The following is a 21,076-nucleotide window of genomic DNA, read 5'->3' as shown; positions in this document are numbered from 1 at the left end:
GTTTGTGTGGAGCAGTACATCGGGCGTTATTTGTTTTTTTGAAAACATTTTATATAAAAACGTCGTGAGAAAAATTTGTTGGTTACAGAACCATTTTCAACCATCTGGATCCGGGCATCCGGGTACGCCTGATGGAACGATTGAATAAAGCAGGATGATTTCCCCTTCTTCGGTCAGAATCAGACCGCGGCTCTGGCGATGAAACAAGGTGATGCCGAATTCCTGCTCCAGGGATTTCATGGCAGCCGTGTGGTTACCATGCAGCACTGGCTGACTGATACAGAATTTACCGATATCATTTCGATTGCCGAGATGACACCGGGACCGCTTGGAATCAACATTGCCTCGTTTGTGGGAACAAGAATGGCCGGGATTCCTGGAACCCTGATCGCGACACTTTCTTACGTTTTCCCTGCCATGGTGATTGTAATCCTGCTTGCAATCCTTTACGATAAATACCGCAGCTTAAGATATGTAAAAGGGGTTTTAAAAGGTTTGCATCCGGCAGTAGCAGCTATGGTACTTGCGGTCATTCTTTCCCTGGTTTTTCTGTGCCTGCTGCAAAAGAAAAAACTTGGACCAATCCAGACAATTTTAGGCAGTGGAGTTGTCGGAGCAGTTATTTATGGATTACTGGGATCGGCTGTGTAAACAGCCGGTCTTTTTTCTTTGCGGGAAAAATGTTATGGAACACTCCCAAAAAGTATGCTATAATGTGACGAGCGCAAGAGAGCCATAAACGTGCGGGTACGTTGCTGGGCACGCTTGCGTGGACAGCAACGCACTCGCGCGTTTATGGCGAACGGCGAGGAAATGAGAGACGAAGTCTCGAGGACGAGCGCAAGAATGTTATTATAAAAGGACCATTAAAATTAAGAGAGGTTTTTTCTATGAATAAAATGAATCAGAATTCTGAAAACGTTAAGAATCCAAAGTTGGTAGCAGCACTTCAGGAGGTTTTAAAGCATGACGATTTCCTGACCCGCAGCCATATGGCAGCAGCACTGATGGAAGCACGCCTGCTTTCCCCGATCCAGAAGCAGACTGTCCTGACTGAGAAAAAGGGTCCGTCTACCTGGATCCGTTTTGAGAGCATCATGAATACCGCAGGAGAGAAGTATTATCTTGCATTTACCGACATGGACGAGTATTCCAAGTGGAACGAGGATGGCAGCCATGACCAGGCTCTGATCATGACCATGGAAGATTTCGGAAACATCCTGATCCGCCAGGTGAATGACTTAAAGGGCTTTGTTATCAACCCGTATGGCGAAAATATCAGTATTTCCAAACAGCTTCTGTTATCCCTTCTGCAGCAGCATGAAACCAAAATGAGAGAGAAGATGGGCAACTAATATGATGGTACTTGGCCTCACCGGCGGAGTAGGAGCCGGAAAAAGCCGGATCCTTGGGCTGTTTTCAGAAGATTACGGCGCGCAGGTGATCCAGGCAGATCTTGTGGCGCGGGAACTGGAAGAACCCGGCCAGCCCGGACTTACCGGACTGGTAAGCCTGTTTGGAAACGAAATCTTAAGTCCGGATGGCACGCTGGACCGGAAACGCTTTGCGGACCGGATCTTCGGAAATCCGGAAGCCTTAAAGCGGGTGAATGCCCTGATCCATCCGCTGACCTGGAATGAGATCAAATGCCGGATCCGGGAAAGCAAGGCGGATCTGGTGGTGGTTGAGGCAGCGCTGTTTGATGAGCGCAGCCGCGACATCTGCCAGTATCTTGTATATGTAGATACGGAGGACGAAGTCCGTATCCGGCGTCTGATGGAAAACCGCGGTTATTCCCGGGAAAAATGCCTGGGTATCATGAAAAACCAGGCAGACCGGAGCCGTTTTGAAGAACTGGCAGATTTTGTGATCGACAACAGTGGTCCGATTGATGCTGCCAGAAAGCAGATCGGCCAGATGCTTGACCAGATCAAACAACAGGGAAAACAGATGCCGCCAGGTGCCACGGCAGAAAGATAAGGAAACATACCAATGAGATTAGTAAGTATTGCCAGCGGCAGCAGCGGAAACTGCATTTATGTGGGTTCCGAGAACACGCATATCCTGGTTGATGCAGGAATCAGCAACAAACGTATTGAGCAGGGCTTGAATGAAATCGGGCTGAAGGGCTCCGAACTGAACGGGGTTGTGATCACGCATGAGCATTCCGACCACATTAAGGGACTTGGGGTGCTTGCGCGCAAGCATCATGTGCCGATCTACGGAACCAAAGAAACCCTCGAAGAGGTAGCTGCCAATACCAAATTAGGGGAATATCCGAAGGAACTTCTGCATCCGGTCCTGCCAGATGCAGATTTTGAGATCGGTGACCTGACACTGGAACCGTTTTCCATCCACCACGATGCGGCAAATCCGGTAGCTTACCGGGTGAGCCATGAGAAAAAAAGCGTGGCGGTGGCAACCGATATCGGCCATTTTGACCAGTATACCATCGACCATTTAAAGAATCTGGATGCGCTTCTTTTAGAAGCCAACCACGATGTGAACATGCTGGAAACAGGGCCTTATCCATACTATTTAAAGCGCCGTATTTTAGGGGATCATGGACATCTGTCCAATGAGAATGCGGGAAGGCTTTTAAACTATATTCTGAATGATAAATTAAAACATATTTTGCTTGGCCATTTGAGCAAAGAGAACAATTACGAGGCGCTCGCCTATGAGACGGTGCGCTTCGAGATTGACCAGGGGGATACTCCATACAAGGCGAAGGATTTTCCAATCGAGGTTGCAAAACGCGATGAGATGTCGCAGATTATCAATCTGTAGATCATAAAAACTTTTATACAAACGGAGGATAGCCACATGAGCAAGGTAATTATCACAGTTGTAGGAAAAGACACCGTAGGAATCATTGCAAAGGTATGTACGTATCTGGCAGAAAAGCAGGTCAACATTCTGGATATTTCCCAGACGATCGTACAGGATTACTTTAACATGATGATGATCGCAGACATGGAGCATGCAACAGGCTCTTTTGACGAGATCGCTTCAGAACTGGAAAAAGTCGGTGAGGAGATCGGCGTAGCCATCAAGTGCCAGCGCGAAGAAATCTTTACCAAGATGCACCGTATTTAACGAAATGCGGACAGTACCGGATAGATGTCAATTGGGCACCCGGTGATTCCAAGACTGAAGAAAAGAGGATACAGCCATGCTGAATATGTTTGAAGTAATCGAAACCAACAATATGATCGAGCATGAGAAACTGGATGTTCGGACCATTACCATGGGAATCAGCCTGTTAGACTGCTGTGACGATGATCTGCAGGCCCTGAATGAGAAAATCTACAAGAAAATTACCACCTACGCGAAAAATCTGGTTTCTACCGGAGAAGAGATTGCGCGGGATTTCGGTGTACCGATCGTAAATAAGCGCATCTCGGTAACACCGATCGCTCTGGTTGGCGGCTGCGCCTGCAAAAAGCCGGAGGATTTTGTGACCATTGCAAAAACACTGGATAAAGCGGCAAAAGAAGTTGGCGTCAACTTTATCGGCGGCTACTCTGCACTGGTTTCCAAAGGTATGACCCCGGCTGAGGAAAACCTGATCCGCTCCATTCCGCAGGCACTGGCGCAGACAGAGCGCGTGTGCAGCTCCATTAATGTCGGCTCCACCAAGACCGGCTTAAACATGGATGCAGTGCGGCTGATGGGTGAGATCGTAAAAGAAACGGCCGAGGCAACCAGGGAAGATGACTCCCTGGGCTGCGCAAAGCTGGTCGTATTCTGCAATGCACCGGATGATAACCCGTTCATGGCTGGCGCATTCCACGGTGTGACCGAGGCTGACGCGATCATCAATGTCGGCGTCAGCGGTCCTGGCGTTGTAAAGGTAGCGCTGGAAAAGGCACGCGGCGAGAACTTTGAAGTACTCTGCGAGACCATTAAAAAGACGGCGTTTAAGATTACCCGTGTCGGACAGCTGGTTGCGCAGGAAGCTTCCAAGCGTCTTGGCGTTCCGTTTGGCATCATCGACCTTTCCCTGGCTCCGACCCCGGCGGTTGGCGACAGCGTTGCGGAAATCCTGGAGGAGATTGGTCTGGAGCGTGTAGGCGCACCGGGAACCACAGCAGCACTGGCGATGTTAAACGACCAGGTGAAAAAGGGCGGTGTCATGGCATCCTCCTATGTGGGCGGCTTAAGCGGTGCGTTTATCCCGGTCAGTGAGGACCAGGGCATGATCGATGCCGTATCCTTAGGTGCTTTAACGATTGAAAAGCTGGAGGCGATGACCTGTGTCTGCTCCGTAGGTCTTGACATGATCGCGATTCCGGGTGATACCCCGGCAACGACCATTGCAGGAATTATTGCAGATGAAGCAGCCATCGGCATGATCAACCAGAAGACCACTGCAGTCCGCCTGATCCCGGTCATCGGAAAAACCGTGGGCGATACGGTAGAGTTTGGCGGCCTTTTGGGCTATGCTCCGGTTATGCCGGTAAACAAATATTCCTGCGAGAAATTTGTAACCCGCGGTGGCCGTATCCCGGCTCCGATCCACAGCTTTAAGAACTAATAACAGAACCTGTCTATAACTGCAGGTGATTGACCTTGTGTGTGAGCAGCACCGGCTGCAGAAACATGGAATGATTTAAAATTATGGCAAAAGAAACGTTAACGTCCATGCTGGACTATTTTATCAATGAACGGCTGAACCAGCTTGTCTTAAGCAATCCGGCCGAAAAAGATCATCTGCAGAAAGTAAAAGTGCGCCCTATACTCATAAGGGGCGCACTGGTCTTTCAGGCAGAAGAATTTACGAAGACCCAGGCATTTCACAAAAACCTGGGTGCACAAGAACTGAAAAGCTATTTAAGTGACATGCTTTCCGGCACCTTTAAACAGGCGGAAGTTTTGTCGGAACTGGGAAGCGCTACGGTACTGGTCAGCAAAAAAGGCACCATGACTGTGAAAACCAGAAAAAATCCTCCGGCAAAGATGCAGGCAGGAGAAACAAAGCTGCAGCACAACCGCCAGAAACGGTATGTGATCCCGGAGGGACATCCGGTACCGTTTTTGGTCGATCTTGGCGTGCAGACGCAGGACGGAAGGATTGTAAAAAGCCGTTATGATAAATTCCGCCAGATCAACCGGTTCCTGGAGTTTATCGAGGATATCCTGCCAAAGCTGGATAAGACCAGGGAAAATGTCATCATCGATTTTGGATGCGGAAAGTCCTACCTGACCTTTGCCATGTATTACTATCTGCATGAGATGAAGGGGTATCCGATCCGCATCATCGGACTGGATTTGAAAAAAGATGTCATCAGCCACTGCGGCAAGCTGGCAGAGCATTATGGGTATGACAATCTGAAGTTTTACCACGGCGACATTGCTTCCTATGAAGGAGTGGACCATGTCGATATGGTTGTGACCCTGCATGCGTGTGACACTGCAACTGATTATGCACTGGAGAAGGCCGTGCGCTGGGGCGCAAAGGTGATCCTGTCGGTGCCGTGCTGTCAGCATGAGCTGAATAAGCAGATGAAAAATGATCTGATGGAGCCGGTGCTGCATTACGGACTCATCAAAGAGCGGATGGCTGCACTTTATACCGATGCACTCCGTGCCGAGCTGTTAGAGCAGCAGGGTTACCGTACCCAGATCCTGGAATTTATCGATATGGAACACACGCCGAAGAATATCCTTCTGCGGGCTGTGTATGAGGGAAAACCAAAGCACAATGAGAAGGAGATTCAGCAGATCCTGGAGTTTTTGCAGATTGAGCCGACGTTGTATCAAATTCTTGGCAAGGATAAGAACGAAAAGGCTGATGAAAGCTAAAAATAAACGATAACAATAAAGAGAAAAATCCGCTGCGGTTATGGGACTGCGGCGGATTTTTCTGCATTTCAAAGAAGCATCAACGACATGTGCGTGCGGATTGCTATGCATTCGAAAGCGGATACCAGTGTTTTTGCAAGCACAGTGCCAGATGATAGACATGAGCCGCATATTGCCTGCCTTGTGTATTACACGATGATCACCGATTTTGTGTATTCGTTGCGGATATGACGCCCTTTGCCAGCCAGAATTGCCTGATAAAGATGGGACGCAAAAAAGTCCGTTTCTAAAATGTCCAGGGCATCCGGTGTGAGAAGCTTCCCAGCATCGGCAGTTTTGGTGATCAGCGGAATCTGGCTCTTTTCGCGCAGGTGGGACAGAAGCAAAGCAGAGGACTTTTGGAACCCCAGAATGCGGGCGTACGGCGCGTAATCCAGTGAGCGTGCATGAAAAACCTGTTCGCTGGTAATGCCAAGGAGCAGATGCAGCAGCGCCCGGCTGATACGGGTGTAGGTGTAGCCTTTGGTTTTTAAGTGGTCGATCCGTTCTGTGCAGGAAGCAAACTGCAATGTCTGCTTTGCGAGGCGTGAAGCCAGCTCCGGGGACAGATCTGAAAACGTGCTGAACCCTTTTTGTTCCTGCGTCAGGGAGAGAAGACGGAAATTCAAAAGCGTTGTCAGATCATCCGGAAAGACCGGGGTGTCCAGTGCGCCTTCGGAAATGAGGGCAGAGAGGGTGGTAGCAGGGATCTGGGAACGGAGTTTCTCTGTGATGGCGTCTGAATCAAAGCCGTTGTTCTGGATCAGGCTTCGGATGGCAGAGGCAGATGCGAAAAATTTATTTTCAGATACGCTGCGGAATGATTCCTCCTGCTCCAGCCGTGTGTCGTGATATCCTGCACCCTGTCTCTGTATGGTGACCGGTGTGACCGGGCTGCTGCGTTTCTTCAAAGCCTTTAAATACTCGATCGCGAGGATGTTATTGGGGGAGGAAAGAAGCGCGGCAAGCTCTGGGGCTTTGGTGTATTCGGTTGTGGCAAGACTGCGGGCTGTGGGGTAAGTTTCTCCTTTTTTCAGATGCTCTTTCAAACGTATTTTCCATGCTTCCGGTTCCTTGACCAGAATTTCTGCAGCTTTTTGCAGTTTCTTTAAATCGCCGGATTCGCTTCCGAAACAAAGCAGATCGACACCAAGCTTCTCCAACAGTGCCACGCCGCAGGAAGAAAAATCCTCCGCACTGGAGGTGGCAAACAGGACCGGCAGTTCCACGACTAAGTCCGCGCCGCCGCATAAAGCCATGCGGGTACGGGTATATTTATCAAAGATGGCAGGTTCTCCCCGCTGGACAAAATCCCCGCTCATGGCAACGACCACATAGTCTGCACCGGTCAGGCGGCGAAGCTCCTGGATCTGGTAATGGTGACCGTTGTGGAATGGGTTATATTCGGCAATGATGCCTGCTGTTTTGATTGGGGACATGACTTCAGAATCCTTTCTGTTTTATGGAGAAATTGTTCTACCGGTTAATACAAGCAATCATATCATAAGCCACTCCGATCTGCAACGGATGCAGATTCAGGTTTTTGAGAAGGACTTTGGAAAAATCCCCTTTCATTGTTTTACAAAAAGTGCAAAAAAATACAAAATACAGCTTGTCTTTTGCTTTTTAATCCGTATATAATAAGACTATATGCATTAAATCATGAAAGGGGTATTATTATGGGATTTATTGATGTAATCAAAGCCAAAGCAAAGGCAGATAAAAAAACAATCGTACTGCCTGAGTCCATGGACCGCAGAACCTGGGTCGCTGCAGAGAAGATTCTGAAAGAGGGTCTTGCAAACCTTGTTATCATCGGTACTCCGGAGGATATCGGCGCTCACAGCGAGGGACTGGATGTATCCGGTGCTACGATCATCAATCCGCAGACTTACGAGAAGACACAGGAGTATATCGACCTGTTCGTTGAGCTGAGAAAGTCCAAAGGCATGACTCCTGAGAAAGCAAAAGAGACCATCTTAAGCGATTACGCTTACTATGGCTGCCTTATGATCAAGAATGGCGATGCTGACGGTATGGTTTCCGGTGCTTGCCACTCTACCGCAAACACCCTTCGTCCGTGCCTGCAGGTGATCAAGACCAAACCGGGCACCAAGCTGGTATCCGCATTCTTCTTAATGGAAGTTCCGGACTGCGATCTTGGCAGCAACGGTACTTTCGTATTTGCAGACTGTGGTCTGAACCAGAATCCGAATCCGGAAGAGTTAGCAGCAATCGCAGTATCTTCTGCAGAGAGCTTCAAGATGCTGACCGGCGAGGAGCCGAAGGTTGCTATGCTGTCCCATTCTTCCAAGGGTTCCGCAAAGCATGCAGATGTTGACAAAGTTGTAGAGGCTACCAAGCTGGCTAAGGAGATGGCTCCGGAGCTTGCACTGGACGGCGAGCTTCAGCTTGATGCAGCAATCGTTCCGGAAGTTGGCGCTTCCAAAGCTCCAGACAGCAAGGTTGCAGGTCATGCAAACGTTCTGGTATTCCCGGATCTGGATGCAGGAAACATCGGCTACAAGCTGGTTCAGAGACTTGGCAAGGCAGAGGCTTATGGCCCGATGTGCCAGGGTATTGCAAAGCCGGTTAACGATCTGTCCAGAGGCTGCTCTGCTGACGATATCGTAGGCGTTGTTGCAATCACTGCAGTACAGTGCCAGAACCAGTAATTTAAGTTAAGTATTATAGGAGAATATCACATTATGAAGATTTTAGTTATCAACTGCGGAAGCTCTTCCTTAAAGTACCAGCTGATCGACATGACCGATGAGAGCGTAATCGCAAAAGGTCTGTGCGAGAGAATCGGTATCGAGGGCTCCAAGCTTACCCATCAGCCGGCTGGCAAGGACAAATATGTCGTAGAGAAAGACATGCCGAGCCACACAGTAGCAATCGAGATGGTTATGGAAGCTCTTCAGGATGCCGAGCACGGCGTAATCAAGAGCACCGATGAGATCGCAGCAATCGGTCACCGCGTACTGCACGCTGGTACCAAGTACAGCGAGTCCATCGTTGTAAACGATGACGTTAAGAAAGTAATCCGTGAGTGCTTTGATCTTGGACCGCTGCATAACCCGGCTAACTTAATGGGTATCGAGGCAGCTGAGGCAGCTATGCCGGGCAAGCCAAACGTAGCAGTATGGGATACCGGATTTGGTATGGCTATGCCGGAGAAGGCTTATCTGTACGCAATCCCGCACGAGTACTATGAGAAATACAGCATCCGTCGTTACGGTTTCCACGGCACCAGCCATATGTTCGTATCTGGCGAGGCTATCAAGTTCGGCGGACTGGATCCGAAGAATGCAAAGGTTATCGTTTGCCACTTAGGAAACGGCGCAAGCGTATCTGCTTCCATCGGCGGCAAGTGCGTAGATACCAGTATGGGTCTTACTCCTCTTGAGGGTCTGATCATGGGTACCAGAAGTGGTGACATCGATCCGGCTGTTGTACAGTTCATCTGCAACAAAGAGGGCAAGGACGTCAACGAGGTATTAAACATCCTCAACAAGAAGTCTGGTGTACTTGGCATGAGCGGCGGCATCTCCAGCGACTTCCGTGATATCGAGAAGGCAAAGGAAGAGGGCAACCACTTAGCAGCAGTAGCTCTGGATGCATTCGTTTACCGTGTAGCAAAATACATCGGTGCTTACACCGCAGCAATGAACGGCGTAGATGCAATCGCATTCACCGCAGGTGTTGGCGAGAACGATAAGGCAGGCAGAAAGGCTATCTGCGAGTACTTAGGCTACCTTGGCGTGAAGATCGATGACCAGGCTAACGATGTAAGAGGAAAGAACGCTGTTATTTCCGCAGCAGATTCCAAAGTCAAAGTAATGCTGATCCCGACCAACGAAGAGCTTGCAATCGCAAGAGAGACCAAGAGACTGGTAGAGGCATAATTTGGTTTTTGAAAAAATTAAAATATTTGTTGACAAAGCCGGCGCACCTGTGTATAATTACACAGGTGCGTATTAGGAGACTAATATGCTTATTAATTTGACAGAGCTGTTTTCCGTAGACGGAAAAGAGAAAGACTATACGTGCGATATCGATATAAACCAGCTTTGCACCAGCAAGGATGCATACGACATCGTATCCCGCAGTCCGGTTCAGCTGCATATCCGCAATCTTGGTGATAAGAAGCTTCTTCTCACCGGCAACGCGCAGGTAACCCTGCAGATGCCATGTGACAGATGCTTGGAGCCGGTCGACATTCCTTTTGAACTGGAACTCGACGAAGAGCTGGATATGACAAAGACCGAAAGCGAGCGTACAGAAGATCTCGATGAACAGCCCTATGTAAGCGGCTATAATCTGGATGTAGACCGGTTGCTCAGTAACGAACTATTGCTTAATCTGCCTATGAAGGTATTATGCAGGGAAGACTGCAAAGGAATTTGCAATAGATGTGGTGCGAACCTTAATCACACGGAATGTTCCTGTGACCGGAGTTCGCCTGACCCAAGAATGTCAGTAATCCAGGATTTATTTCAAAAGTTTAAGGAGGTGTAAACCATGTCTATCTGCCCAAAGAATAAATCTTCCAAAGCAAGACGTGACAAACGTAGAGCTAACTGGAAAATGAGCGCTATGAATTTAGTAAAGTGCAGCAAGTGCGGCGCTCTGATGATGCCTCACAGAGTCTGCAAGGCTTGTGGTTCTTACAACAAGAAAGAGATCGTTTCTGTAGAGAACTAATTAGAAATGGCTTAGAATCAAGGATTGAACAGTTTTGTTCAGTCCTTTTTTCATTTTTAAAGCGTTTGTAACCCAATCGTAACCCAATTCAAATGGTGGATATGTGAATTGGAAGGTTTCAAAAATCAGATCCGGTGCACCGCAGCAGCCGCGGTCGGTTAGCTTATCTGGATCACAAATAACTGATATATCCACATGCGAAGAGTAATGAAAAATCATATTGATTTATAGAATGGAATCTAGTATATTTAATTACGAAATCAGTTTTTTAGCTGATGAAAAAAGGAGAAGTCATATGATTCATGTAGCTGTGGATGCTATGGGCGGTGACAATGCCCCGGGCGAGATTGTAAAAGGAGCCGTTCAGGCTGTCAATAAACGAAGCGACATTCATGTTCTTTTGGTCGGACAGGAAGAAGCGGTAAAAAAAGAACTTGCTTCCCATACCTACCCGAAGGAGCAGATCACTCTGGTACAGGCTTCGGAAGTGATCGAGACGGAGGAGCCGCCGGTTAATGCAATTCGAAAAAAGAAGGATTCTTCCATTGTTGTTGGAATGAACCTGGTGAAGAACGGAGAGGCAGACGCGTTTGTATCAGCGGGCAGTTCCGGTGCCGTTCTGGTAGGCGGCCAGGTGCTGGTAGGCCGTATCAAGGGTGTGGAGCGTCCGCCGTTTGGTGCGCTGATCCCAACGGAAAAGGGCGTATCCCTGTTGCTTGACTGTGGCGCGAACGTTGATTCCAGACCATCCCATCTGGTTCAGTTTGCACGTATGGGTTCTATTTATATGGAGCATGTAATAGGTATTAGCAAGCCGAGAGTTGGCATTGTGAATATCGGTGCAGAAGAGGAAAAGGGCAATGCCCTGGTAAAGGAAACCTTCCCGCTTTTAAAGGAGTGCAAGGATATCAACTTTACCGGAAGTATCGAGGCGCGGGAGATCCCGCATGGCGGAGCCGATGTCATCGTCTGCGAGGCCTTTACGGGCAATGTTATTTTGAAGCTTTATGAAGGAACCGGAGCAGCGCTGATTTCTATGGTTAAGAAGGGCATGATGAGCAGCCTGCGCAGCAAGATTGGTGCGCTGTTAGTAAAACCGGCGCTGAAGGAAACTCTGAAAGCGTTTGATGCAAGCCAGTATGGCGGTGCACCGATGCTTGGACTGAAAGGTCTGGTAGTTAAGACGCACGGAAGCTCCAAGGCAACCGAGGTCTGCAATTCGATCATTCAGTGTGTGACCTTCAAAGAGCAGCAGATCAACGAAAAGATCAAGGAATGTCTGGACCGCGAGGCACAGAGCGAGAAAAATGCAGAAGCGTAAAAATAAAGCAGCGCTGTCATGACAGAAACAAATTCAGTAAGTAAACAGTCCGGGCTTCGGGCAGTTACAATAAAAATTAAGAAAAGTTAGGAGAGGAATTATGGAGTTTGAGAAGTTACAGAACATCATTGCAGAGGTATTAAACATTGAGCCGGATGAGATTACCATGGATACCACATTCGTAGAGGATCTTGGTGCAGATTCCCTGGATATCTTCCAGATCATCATGGGTATCGAGGAAGAGTTCGACATCGAGATCCCGACTGAGGTTGCAGAGCAGATCGTCAGCGTTTCCGATGCGATCGAGCAGATTAAAAACGCACTGAATTAATTAATATAATAAAATGAAGGATGAAAGGGGCTGTGCATTCCTTGCGCGCCCCTTTCCCATAAATTTGCGCAAGACATGGACCGCAGCAGATTGTGGTTGCCATGGAGCAGCAATATCAGACAAGGAGGAAATATGAATCGCGATCTAAACGAACTGGAACAGCGGTGCGGTTACACCTTCAAGGATAAAAACCTGTTTCACCGCGCCCTGACCCACAGCTCCTACGCCAACGAGCATAAAAAGGACAAGGCAGTCTGCAATGAGCGGCTGGAGTTTTTGGGAGATGCAGTGCTGGAAGTGGTTTCCAGTGATTTTCTATATCACAAGTACCCGGAGAAGCCGGAGGGAGAACTTTCCAAGATCCGTGCGAGCCTGGTTTGTGAGCCGACGCTGGCTTACTGTGCGGCCGATCTGGAGCTGGGCAGCTACCTGCTCTTAGGAAAAGGTGAGGAAGCAACCGGCGGCAGAGAACGCAATTCGGTGGTTTCCGATGCTATGGAGGCGCTGATCGGTTCCATTTATCTGGATGGTGGTTTTGCTAATGCAAAAGAGTTCATTCACCGTTTCATTCTGAATGACATTGAGCACAAGCAGCTCTTTTACGATAGCAAGACTATTCTGCAGGAGATGATCCAGGCCACTGCAGGAGCACATCTGGAATACGAGATTTTGCGTGAAGAGGGACCGGATCATCACAAGGTCTTTGAGGTGCGCGCTCTGTCCGGCGGCGAGGAGCTTGGCCGCGGAACCGGCCCGACCAAAAAGGCCGCGGAGGCTGTGGCCGCTTACCACGGCATTTTGAAACTGAGAGGGAAAGCATGTATTTAAAGAGCATTGAGATACAGGGTTTTAAATCCTTTGCCAATAAGATCCTCTTTGAGTTCCACAACGGCATTACCGGCATTGTGGGACCGAACGGAAGCGGCAAGAGCAATGTTGCGGACGCGGTGCGCTGGGTTTTAGGTGAACAGCGGGCCAAGCAGCTGCGCGGCGGTTCCATGCAGGATGTCATCTTTGCCGGAACGGAGATCCGCAAGCCGCAGGGGTTCGCGTACGTTGCTATCACTCTGGATAACTCCGACCACCAGCTTGCCATCGACTATGACGAGGTCACGGTTTCGAGACGTCTGTACCGTTCCGGTGAGAGTGAGTACAAGATCAACGGAAGTACCTGCCGTCTGAAAGACATCAGTGAGCTTTTCTATGATACCGGTATCGGCAAGGAGGGCTATTCCATCATCGGACAGGGCCAGATCGATAAAATCTTAAGCGGCAAGCCGGAGGAGCGACGGGAGCTGTTTGATGAGGCGGCGGGAATCGTAAAATTTAAGCGTCGCAAAGCCATTGCCCAGAAAAAGCTGGAGGATGAAAAACAGAATCTGGTCCGGGTGAGTGATATTTTGTCGGAACTGGAAAAGCAGGTCGGTCCTCTGGCAAGACAGTCCGAGACGGCAAAAAAATATCTGTCGTTCAAAGAAGAGTTAAAGACGTATGATGTGAACCTGTTTTTACTGGAGTCTGAGGAAAATGGAAAGCAGCTTCAGGAAATCAGCAAAAAGGAAGAAATCGTTTCCGGAGACTTGGAGGATGCGAATGCGCAGTCCGATCATCTGAAAGAAGCGTATGAACAGCTGGAGCAGGAGATTGCGGCACTTGACCAGGCGCTGACGGAGCAGAGAAACCAGGAAAACCAGGCGCAGATGTTAAAGGGAAATCTGGAGGGTCAGATCAACGTCTTAAAAGAGCAGATCAATACCGAGAAGATAAATGCGGAGCATATCCGCTCCCGTATCGAAGCCATTGGGGCTTCCCTGGAGGAAAAAGAGAAGCAGATCCGGCAGTATCAGGAGGATAATGCAGGCATCACCGGGGCGGAGGAAAGCAGCAGGGAACAACAGGAGACTGCGGAAACCGGGCTTCGCAATCTCGATGAATCCATGATGCTCATGGAGCAGCAGATCGAGGATGCCAGAAACCGTGTGATGAACGGCATGAATGAGAGTGCTTCGATCCATGCAAAGGACCAGCGTTTTGAGGCAATGTTAGAGCAGGTGCAGGTGCGCCGCTCTGAGGTATGCCAGAAGCTTTTGAAATTTAAGAGCGATGAGTCCGTGCAGGATGAACAGCTTGAGACAGAACGTAAAAAGCTGTCTGAGACCATGGCGCACCTGGAAGAGCTGGAGCTGGCACAGACAGAGTGTGAGGGTCAGCTTACCCAGTGTGAAGAGGAGGTACGCCGGATCACGCGTTCCTTAAATGAAACACAGCAGGAGTACCGGACCGCTTACACAAAGCTGGAGTCGTTAAAGAACCTGGCAGAGCGCTACGAGGGTTACGGAGGCAGTATCCGACGGGTCATGGAGGTCCGGGACCGGGTACGCGGCATCCGCGGCGTTGTGGCTGACCTGATCACGACGGAGAAAAAGTATGAGACCGCGATCGAGACGGCTCTGGGCGGAAGCATCCAGAATGTGGTAACGGATTCGGAGCAGACGGCCAAGCAGCTCATTGAGTATTTAAAGAAGAACCGCTATGGACGTGTGACATTTCTGCCGTTGACCAGTATCGGACAGAATGGCGGATTTTCCAAGCCGGAGGCATTAAAAGAGCCGGGCGTCATCGGTCTGGCGAGTGAACTGGTCCATGTGGAAAAAGAGTATCAGGTCCTTGCGAAATATCTGCTGGGGCGCGTGGTGGTGGCAGATACCATCGACCATGCCATTGCCCTGGCAAGGAAATTCAAATATACCCTGCGTATTGTGACGCTGGAAGGTGAGCTTCTTAGCGCCGGCGGTTCCATGACAGGTGGTGCGTTCAAGAATTCCAGCAATCTTCTGGGACGAAAGAGAGAACTGGAAGAACTGGAAGCAGCATGCCAGAAGGCATTAAAGGCTTCGGACAAGCTGCAGCAGGAACTTGGCATGAATGAGGCACTCCTTGCGCAGAAGAAGGAAGAATTGGAAAGCTTAAAGACAGAGCACCATACCGTATCCCTCCAGGCAAACACTAGGCAGATGAATGTGAACCAGCTTGAGGATAAGCGGGAGGAAATCCGGGAATCCTATCAGGATCTGGCGCTGGAAAACAGCCAGCTGGAAAGCCAGATCAGTGAGATCGAGGCAGGCAGAAAGAAGCTGGCGGTAGAAACTGAGCTTCTGAAAAAAGACAGTGAGCAGGAAAATGCCCGCATGGAAACAGTCACTGCAAAACTGGAAGAACAAAAGAAGGTCCGCGAAGAAAAAGCGAAGGCGTTGGAGACGATCCGTCTGGAAACGGCGAACTTAAAGCAGCGCGTGGACTTCGTAAAAGAAAATATCGCGCGTGTGGAGCAGGAAATAAAGGTTCTGCAGGAAGAACGGGCAGACCTTCTGACCCACGATACTGATTCCGGTTCTGTTGTGGAGGAAAAGAACCGGGAGATTGCAAAGCTGCAGGAACTGATCCTTCACACGGAGGAAGAAAAGCAGAAGCTGGCAGAGCAGGTTCAGGCCCAGGCAGCCTTGAAAGAGGAAAAAACAGGAAAACAGAAAGCGTTCTTTGGACAGCGGGAGGAGTTATCCGGACGCATTGGGCGGCTGGATAAGGATCTGTTCCGTCTGCAGAGCCAGCGGGAAAAGCTGGAAGAGCGCCGGGAAAGCCAAATCAGCTACCTGTGGAATGAATACGAGCTGACGCCGGGAGCGGCAAAGGAGCTTCGCAGCACAGAGCCAGTTTCTCTTTCCGAGGTGAAAAAGCGCATTGAGGAATTGAAGAGTTCGATCCGTGCCCTTGGCAGTGTCAATGTCAATGCGATCGAGGATTATAAAGAAATTTCGGAGCGCTATGAGTTCATGAAAACCCAGCACGATGACCTGGTAGAGGCCGAGGCAACGCTACAGGGCATCATCGAAGAGCTGGATACCGGCATGCGCCGTCAGTTTGAGGAAAAGTTCCAGGAGATCCGCAAGGAATTTGACCGGGTGTTCAAGGAGCTGTTCGGCGGCGGACACGGAACCTTGTCCTTGCAGGAGGATGAGGACATTCTGGAGGCGGGGATTCAGATCATTGCCCAGCCGCCGGGAAAAAAACTGCAGAATATGATGCAGTTATCCGGTGGCGAGAAAGCGCTGACGGCGATCTCACTGCTGTTTGCGATCCAGAACTTAAAACCGTCCCCGTTCTGCCTGCTGGATGAGATTGAGGCGGCGCTGGATGACTCGAACGTAGACCGCTATGCGAATTACTTACATAAACTGACGAAAAACACGCAGTTTATTGTCATTACGCACCGGCGTGGTACCATGGTGGCATCGGACCGCCTGTATGGTATCACCATGCAGGAAAAGGGCGTGTCGACCCTGGTGTCGGTCAACCTGATCGAAGACCAGCTGGATGCGTAAGGGGCTATATTCCTAAGTATCGAAGCAAAAGGATGCGAGGAACATGTGCAAAAGGAAAAACATCGAAAGATTCGTTTCCTGAATATAAAAGAAGCAAGGAGGAGTGCGCGTGGAAGAAAAGAAGAAGGGCTTTTTCAGCCGTCTGGTTGAGGGCTTAAATAAAACACGTGAGAATATCGTTTCCGGCATGGATTCCATTTTCAGTGGCTTTTCCGCTATTGATGAGGATTTCTATGAGGAGCTGGAGGAGACCCTGATCATGGGCGATCTGGGAATCCAGACCACCATGTCCGTGCTGGATGATTTAAGAAAAAAGGTAAAGGAGCAGCACATCAAGGAACCGGCAGAGTGCAAGCAGCTTTTGATCGATTCCATCCGGGAGCAGATGAATTTGGGCGAGAATGCCTACGAGTTTGAAAACCGCAAATCCGTTGTCCTGGTCATTGGTGTCAATGGAGTTGGTAAGACAACCTCTGTTGGTAAGCTGGCAGGCCAGTTAAAGGATGAGGGCAAGAAGGTCATCCTTGCGGCAGCCGATACCTTCCGTGCGGCAGCGATCGAGCAGCTCACGGAGTGGGCAAACCGCGCCGGCGTAGAGATCATTGCCCAGCAGGAGGGTTCTGACCCGGCAGCCGTCATTTACGATGCAGTTGCAGCGGCGAAGTCCCGCCAGGCAGATGTGCTGATCTGCGACACTGCAGGCCGTCTTCATAACAAGAAGAACCTGATGGAGGAGTTAAAAAAGATCAACCGCATCATCGACAAGGAATACCCGGATGCATACCGCGAGACGCTGGTCGTGCTGGACGGAACTACCGGACAGAATGCCATGGCCCAGGCAAAGCAGTTTATGGAGGTTGCGGACATCACCGGCATCATCCTGACCAAATTGGACGGTACAGCGAAGGGCGGCATTGCAGTTGCGATCCAGTCCGAACTGGGCATCCCGGTAAAATACGTGGGAGTGGGCGAGAAGATCGACGATCTCCAGAAGTTCAATTCCCAGGATTTTGTGACAGCACTGTTTGATGTAAAGAAAGAAGATTAAACGCAAATAGGAAGTAATACCGTTGCCATAAGAAACAAAAAAGCAATACAGGATTTTGATACCACACCAGACGAAAAGGAGATTACAGACATGGAAAACGAAAAGGTATTAGAAGAGCAGAAGGAAGAGGACTTAACCCTCGAAAAATTTGAGGAGGCTTCTGAGGAAGTCAAGAAAGTGACCCAGGAGACCAAACTGGTCTACAGTGAGTATTTCTCCGCAGCAACCGGAAACAAGGTTTACTTCAAACCGGAGAACATGCAGTATACCGGTGCTTATAAGGTGCGCGGCGCATATTACAAGATCAGCACCCTTACGGAGGAGGAGAAGCAGCGCGGCCTGATCACCGCATCTGCAGGAAACCATGCACAGGGTGTTGCATACGCAGCGAAGCTGGCTGGCATTCCGGCAACCATTGTGATGCCGACCACCACACCGCTTATGAAGGTAAACCGTACCAGAAGCTATGGCGCTGAGGTTGTTCTTTACGGAGATGTCTTCGATGAGGCATGCGACCACGCTTACGAACTGGCAGCAGAGCACGGCTATACCTTCGTGCATCCGTTCAATGACCTGGATGTGGCAACCGGACAGGGAACCATCGCCATGGAAATCATTAAGGAGCTGCCGACCGTAGATTACATTCTGGTTCCGATTGGCGGAGGCGGTCTGTGCACCGGTGTTTCCACCCTTGCAAAATTATTAAATCCGAAGATTAAAGTCATCGGCGTGGAGCCGGCTGGCGCAAACTGCATGCAGGAGTCCTTAAAGGCAGGCCATGTCCTGACCCTTCCGACCGTAAACACCATCGCAGACGGTACCGCTGTGAAGCGCCCGGGCGAGAAGCTGTTCCCGTACATCCAGAAAAATGTGGATGACATCATCACCGTGGAAGATTCCGAGCTGATCGTAGCTTTCCTCGATATGGTGGAGAACCATAAAATGATCGTCGAGAACTCCGGCCTCTTAACCGTAGCAGCCCTGAAGCACTTAAACGTACAGAAAAAGAAGATCGTTTCTATTTTGAGCGGCGGCAACATGGATGTCATCACCATGTCTTCTGTAGTACAGCATGGCCTGATCCAGAGAGACCGTATCTTCACCGTATCCGTTCTGCTTCCAGACAAGCCAGGCGAGCTGGCAAAGGTTTCTTCCCTGCTTGCAGAGCAGCGCGGCAATGTCATCAAGCTGGAGCATAACCAGTTCATCAGCATCAACCGCAATGCGGCTGTAGAGCTGCGCATTACCCTGGAGGCTGAGGGAACCGATCATAAGAACCGTATCGTGCAGGCATTAAACGATGCCGGATACCGTCCGAAGCTGGTGAAGTCCAAAGGCACCTACAGCGACTAATCGAAACAGGGGAATGAAGTATGGATACCAAAACAAATGAAACATCCGGAAATGCGTCTGGGGCGCATTCCTGTTATGCAGAACAGTTAAAATCACTGCAGAAGAATATTCATTATTTCTTAAAATGGACGCTGATTTCTCTGGTGACCGGAACGGTAGTCGGGCTGGTTGGCACGCTGTTTGGACATGGGATCCAGCTTGTTACTTCTTTCTGGAAGAGTCATGGCTGGACACTGTTTCTGATGCCGGTTGCCGGTCTCATTATCGTGTGGCTGTACCGTGTGACCAACGAGGAGAAAAACCGGGGCACGGATATGGTCATCGATTCCATTTCTTCCACGGAAGATGTCACGGCAGCTACGGCGCCTTTGATCTTTGTATCCACGCTGTTGAGCCATGCAGTGACGGCGTCTGCCGGAAGAGAGGGCGCGGCCCTGCAGCTTGGCGGAAGCCTTGGAAATGTGATCGGAAAAGTAATCCACCTGGACGAAAAAGACCGCAAGATCGCGATCATGTGCGGCATGAGCGCCGGATTCGCGGCATTGTTTGGAACACCGCTGGCAGCAGGCGTGTTTGCCATGGAGGTCATCAGCATCGGCGTCATGTATTACGCGGCGCTGGTTCCGTGCCTGTTTGCGTCGTTTCTGGGCGCGGCGATCTCCGGACATCTCGGCCTGGTGCCGGAGCATTATGAGATCGGCGTAGTGCCGGAGTTTGGACCTGGCAGCGCAGTTTATGCGGTTATTTTAGGAATCCTGTGCGCCTGCGTGGGAATTTTACTTTGCGTCAGTCTGCACCACTGCGGCCATGCGTACCGGAAATATTTTCCGAACCCGTACATCCGCATTCTGGCAGGCTCCGCGATCTTTATCGTGCTGACGCTGCTGTTCCCGTCCAGACTTTACAATGGCAGCGGTGCACAGATCATTGAGAAGGTCTTCGAGGGCGAGGCGATTCCGGTGTATGCGTTTCTGTTAAAGATCCTGTTTACCGGAGCAGCCCTGGGAGCGGGCTTTAAAGGCGGCGAGATCGTGCCGACACTGACTGTAGGCGCGGCATTTGGCTATGTCTTTGCCCTGGCGACCGGACTTCCGGTGGGACTCTGCGCGTCAGCCGGTATGGCCTGTCTGTTTGTCAGCGTGACAAACTGCCCGGTTTCCACCATGTTTATGGCATTTGAACTGTTCGGCTTTTCCGCAATGCCGTATTATTCCATTGCGGTAGCTGTGTGCTTTACCTTGTCGGGATATTACGGACTGTATCACAGCCAGAAATTTGTATATTCCAAGATCCGGACCGAATTCATCAACCGGAAATCGAACGGGTAACAAAAAAAGAATGTGCTTTGGCACGCATGCGTGAACAGCAACATACCTAGATACGGGTGCCGGTGTGCTTTTCGCAACAACCGGCGCCTGTTTTTACGATCAGGGAGGAAGAGACTTATGACAAAAAAACAGAAGACCCTGGAAATTATCCAAAGACTGAAGGAAGCCTACCCGGATGCAGACTGTACGCTGGATTATGAAGAGGCGTGGAAGCTTTTAGTGAGTGTGCGTCTGGCAGCACAGTGTACCGATGAGCGGGTAAATAAAGTCGTTCCGGCTCTTTACGAGAAATTTCCGGATGTAAACGCACTCGCGGACGCACCGGTGGAAGAGATCGAAGAGATCGTAAAGCCGTGCGGACTGGGAAAGAGCAAAGCCCGCGACATCAGCGCCTGCATGAAAATGCTGCGCGATGAGTACGGCGGAAAGGTCCCGGAGGATTTTGACGCGCTGTTAAAGCTTCCGGGCGTGGGAAGAAAGAGCGCCAACCTCATTATGGGCGATGTGTTTCACAAACCGGCGATCGTTACCGATACCCACTGCATCCGCCTGGTGAACCGCATGGGACTGGTGGACGGCATCAAAGAGCCGAAAAAAGTGGAGATGGCACTTTGGAAGCTGGTTCCGCCGGAAGAGGGGAGCGATTTCTGCCACCGTCTGGTGTGGCACGGACGCGAGGTCTGCACGGCCCGCACAAAGCCGTACTGCGACCGGTGCTGCTTAAACGACATCTGCCAGAAAAACGGGGTATAGAAAAGTTAT

The 21,076-nt window shown here is 50.1% G+C and carries 20 protein-coding genes; 19 read left to right on the top strand and 1 reads right to left on the bottom strand.

The genetic code is table 11. The features are described from left to right. The first annotated feature begins 198 nt into the window (after positions 1 to 198). From DW922_RS13935 to DW922_RS13905, 7 genes are all read left to right on the top strand, one after another. On the top strand, positions 199 to 651 hold the full coding sequence (locus DW922_RS13935) for a chromate transporter (RefSeq protein ID WP_118726896.1): 453 nt from the start codon (positions 199 to 201) through the stop codon (positions 649 to 651). Between the two features lie 239 nt (positions 652 to 890). Further along, positions 891 to 1,355, top strand: a complete 465-nt coding sequence (locus DW922_RS13930) for an SseB family protein (RefSeq protein WP_118720080.1) — start codon at positions 891 to 893, stop codon at positions 1,353 to 1,355. A 1-nt stretch (position 1,356) separates the two neighbouring features. Next, positions 1,357 to 1,980: a dephospho-CoA kinase gene (gene coaE / locus DW922_RS13925; protein ID WP_118726895.1), complete on the top strand. Its 624-nt coding sequence runs from the start codon at positions 1,357 to 1,359 to the stop codon at positions 1,978 to 1,980. Positions 1,981 to 1,992: 12 nt separating this feature from the next. Beyond that, positions 1,993 to 2,790, top strand: a complete 798-nt coding sequence (locus DW922_RS13920; protein ID WP_118726894.1) for an MBL fold metallo-hydrolase — start codon at positions 1,993 to 1,995, stop codon at positions 2,788 to 2,790. A 36-nt stretch (positions 2,791 to 2,826) separates the two neighbouring features. Beyond that, the gene (locus DW922_RS13915; RefSeq protein ID WP_118726893.1) at positions 2,827 to 3,099 is read left to right on the top strand and encodes an ACT domain-containing protein; all 273 of its coding nucleotides are present in this window, start codon (positions 2,827 to 2,829) and stop codon (positions 3,097 to 3,099) included. Between the two features lie 76 nt (positions 3,100 to 3,175). Further along, positions 3,176 to 4,540: a PFL family protein gene (locus DW922_RS13910; protein ID WP_118540799.1), complete on the top strand. Its 1,365-nt coding sequence runs from the start codon at positions 3,176 to 3,178 to the stop codon at positions 4,538 to 4,540. An 83-nt stretch (positions 4,541 to 4,623) separates the two neighbouring features. After that, complete coding sequence (locus tag DW922_RS13905) at positions 4,624 to 5,808, top strand: SAM-dependent methyltransferase (protein ID WP_118726892.1); 1,185 nt, start codon at positions 4,624 to 4,626, stop codon at positions 5,806 to 5,808. A 188-nt stretch (positions 5,809 to 5,996) separates the two neighbouring features. On the opposite strand, the gene DW922_RS13900 is transcribed toward DW922_RS13905, so the two are convergent. Further along, on the bottom strand, positions 5,997 to 7,286 hold the full coding sequence (locus DW922_RS13900) for a nucleotidyltransferase (RefSeq protein ID WP_195715074.1): 1,290 nt from the start codon (positions 7,284 to 7,286) through the stop codon (positions 5,997 to 5,999). A 240-nt stretch (positions 7,287 to 7,526) separates the two neighbouring features. On the opposite strand from DW922_RS13900, the gene pta reads away from it, so the two are divergent. The 12 genes from pta to nth all read left to right on the top strand — a co-directional run bounded on the left by pta (position 7,527) and on the right by nth (position 21,067). Beyond that, positions 7,527 to 8,522, top strand: coding sequence for a phosphate acetyltransferase (gene pta, locus DW922_RS13895; RefSeq protein ID WP_118540793.1), 996 nt, complete (start codon positions 7,527 to 7,529; stop codon positions 8,520 to 8,522). A gap of 33 nt (positions 8,523 to 8,555) precedes the next feature. Beyond that, a complete protein-coding gene (locus DW922_RS13890) occupies positions 8,556 to 9,755 on the top strand; it encodes an acetate kinase (RefSeq protein ID WP_118726891.1) in 1,200 nt (399 codons plus the stop codon). A gap of 85 nt (positions 9,756 to 9,840) precedes the next feature. After that, positions 9,841 to 10,368 (top strand): DUF177 domain-containing protein, encoded by a 528-nt coding sequence (locus DW922_RS13885; RefSeq protein WP_118726890.1) that lies wholly within the window; start codon positions 9,841 to 9,843, stop codon positions 10,366 to 10,368. Positions 10,369 to 10,371: 3 nt separating this feature from the next. Next, complete coding sequence (gene rpmF / locus DW922_RS13880; protein WP_118540788.1) at positions 10,372 to 10,554, top strand: 50S ribosomal protein L32; 183 nt, start codon at positions 10,372 to 10,374, stop codon at positions 10,552 to 10,554. A gap of 295 nt (positions 10,555 to 10,849) precedes the next feature. Continuing rightward, entirely contained in the window at positions 10,850 to 11,875 is a 1,026-nt protein-coding gene (gene plsX / locus DW922_RS13870; RefSeq protein ID WP_118540784.1) for a phosphate acyltransferase PlsX, read from the top strand. A 100-nt stretch (positions 11,876 to 11,975) separates the two neighbouring features. Further along, a complete protein-coding gene (gene acpP, locus DW922_RS13865) occupies positions 11,976 to 12,206 on the top strand; it encodes an acyl carrier protein (RefSeq protein WP_118540782.1) in 231 nt (76 codons plus the stop codon). 132 nt (positions 12,207 to 12,338) lie between these two features. Beyond that, complete coding sequence (gene rnc / locus DW922_RS13860) at positions 12,339 to 13,034, top strand: ribonuclease III (RefSeq protein WP_118540780.1); 696 nt, start codon at positions 12,339 to 12,341, stop codon at positions 13,032 to 13,034. Beyond that, positions 13,025 to 16,585 (top strand): chromosome segregation protein SMC, encoded by a 3,561-nt coding sequence (smc, locus tag DW922_RS13855; protein ID WP_118726889.1) that lies wholly within the window; start codon positions 13,025 to 13,027, stop codon positions 16,583 to 16,585. Before rnc ends, smc begins: the two co-directional genes overlap by 10 nt. Positions 16,586 to 16,694: 109 nt before the next feature. Beyond that, positions 16,695 to 17,633: a signal recognition particle-docking protein FtsY gene (gene ftsY / locus DW922_RS13850; RefSeq protein ID WP_118726888.1), complete on the top strand. Its 939-nt coding sequence runs from the start codon at positions 16,695 to 16,697 to the stop codon at positions 17,631 to 17,633. Between the two features lie 90 nt (positions 17,634 to 17,723). After that, positions 17,724 to 18,986, top strand: a complete 1,263-nt coding sequence (gene ilvA, locus DW922_RS13845) for a threonine ammonia-lyase (protein ID WP_118705662.1) — start codon at positions 17,724 to 17,726, stop codon at positions 18,984 to 18,986. Positions 18,987 to 19,006: 20 nt separating this feature from the next. After that, complete coding sequence (locus DW922_RS13840) at positions 19,007 to 20,314, top strand: chloride channel protein (protein WP_118726887.1); 1,308 nt, start codon at positions 19,007 to 19,009, stop codon at positions 20,312 to 20,314. Positions 20,315 to 20,431: 117 nt separating this feature from the next. Next, positions 20,432 to 21,067 (top strand): endonuclease III, encoded by a 636-nt coding sequence (nth, locus tag DW922_RS13835; protein ID WP_118726886.1) that lies wholly within the window; start codon positions 20,432 to 20,434, stop codon positions 21,065 to 21,067. The last annotated feature ends 9 nt before the right edge of the window (positions 21,068 to 21,076 follow it).

Origin of the sequence: Clostridium sp. AM42-4 (assembly GCF_003480105.1) — a bacterium.
Taxonomy (GTDB): Bacteria; Bacillota; Clostridia; order Lachnospirales; family Lachnospiraceae; genus Brotaphodocola.
Note: the sequence above shows the minus strand (reverse complement) of the source record. Positions and strands in the feature narration are given on the sequence as shown.

Bases quoted from the DNA above. Each gene is read 5' to 3' on its own strand.
- DW922_RS13935 (WP_118726896.1), top strand. From the start codon at position 199: ATGAAACAAGGTGATGCCGAATTCCTGCTCCAGGGATTTCATGGCAGC.
- ilvA (WP_118705662.1), top strand. From the start codon at position 17,724: ATGGAAAACGAAAAGGTATTAGAAGAGCAGAAGGAAGAGGACTTAACC.
- DW922_RS13905 (WP_118726892.1), top strand. From the start codon at position 4,624: ATGGCAAAAGAAACGTTAACGTCCATGCTGGACTATTTTATCAATGAA.
- rpmF (WP_118540788.1), top strand. From the start codon at position 10,372: ATGTCTATCTGCCCAAAGAATAAATCTTCCAAAGCAAGACGTGACAAA.
- rnc (WP_118540780.1), top strand. From the start codon at position 12,339: ATGAATCGCGATCTAAACGAACTGGAACAGCGGTGCGGTTACACCTTC.
- DW922_RS13920 (WP_118726894.1), top strand. From the start codon at position 1,993: ATGAGATTAGTAAGTATTGCCAGCGGCAGCAGCGGAAACTGCATTTAT.
- nth (WP_118726886.1), top strand. From the start codon at position 20,432: ATGACAAAAAAACAGAAGACCCTGGAAATTATCCAAAGACTGAAGGAA.
- smc (WP_118726889.1), top strand. From the start codon at position 13,025: ATGTATTTAAAGAGCATTGAGATACAGGGTTTTAAATCCTTTGCCAAT.
- DW922_RS13890 (WP_118726891.1), top strand. From the start codon at position 8,556: ATGAAGATTTTAGTTATCAACTGCGGAAGCTCTTCCTTAAAGTACCAG.
- DW922_RS13930 (WP_118720080.1), top strand. From the start codon at position 891: ATGAATAAAATGAATCAGAATTCTGAAAACGTTAAGAATCCAAAGTTG.
- acpP (WP_118540782.1), top strand. From the start codon at position 11,976: ATGGAGTTTGAGAAGTTACAGAACATCATTGCAGAGGTATTAAACATT.
- DW922_RS13900 (WP_195715074.1), bottom strand. From the start codon at position 7,286: ATGTCCCCAATCAAAACAGCAGGCATCATTGCCGAATATAACCCATTC.
- DW922_RS13910 (WP_118540799.1), top strand. From the start codon at position 3,176: ATGCTGAATATGTTTGAAGTAATCGAAACCAACAATATGATCGAGCAT.
- plsX (WP_118540784.1), top strand. From the start codon at position 10,850: ATGATTCATGTAGCTGTGGATGCTATGGGCGGTGACAATGCCCCGGGC.
- DW922_RS13885 (WP_118726890.1), top strand. From the start codon at position 9,841: ATGCTTATTAATTTGACAGAGCTGTTTTCCGTAGACGGAAAAGAGAAA.
- DW922_RS13915 (WP_118726893.1), top strand. From the start codon at position 2,827: ATGAGCAAGGTAATTATCACAGTTGTAGGAAAAGACACCGTAGGAATC.
- coaE (WP_118726895.1), top strand. From the start codon at position 1,357: ATGATGGTACTTGGCCTCACCGGCGGAGTAGGAGCCGGAAAAAGCCGG.
- pta (WP_118540793.1), top strand. From the start codon at position 7,527: ATGGGATTTATTGATGTAATCAAAGCCAAAGCAAAGGCAGATAAAAAA.
- DW922_RS13840 (WP_118726887.1), top strand. From the start codon at position 19,007: ATGGATACCAAAACAAATGAAACATCCGGAAATGCGTCTGGGGCGCAT.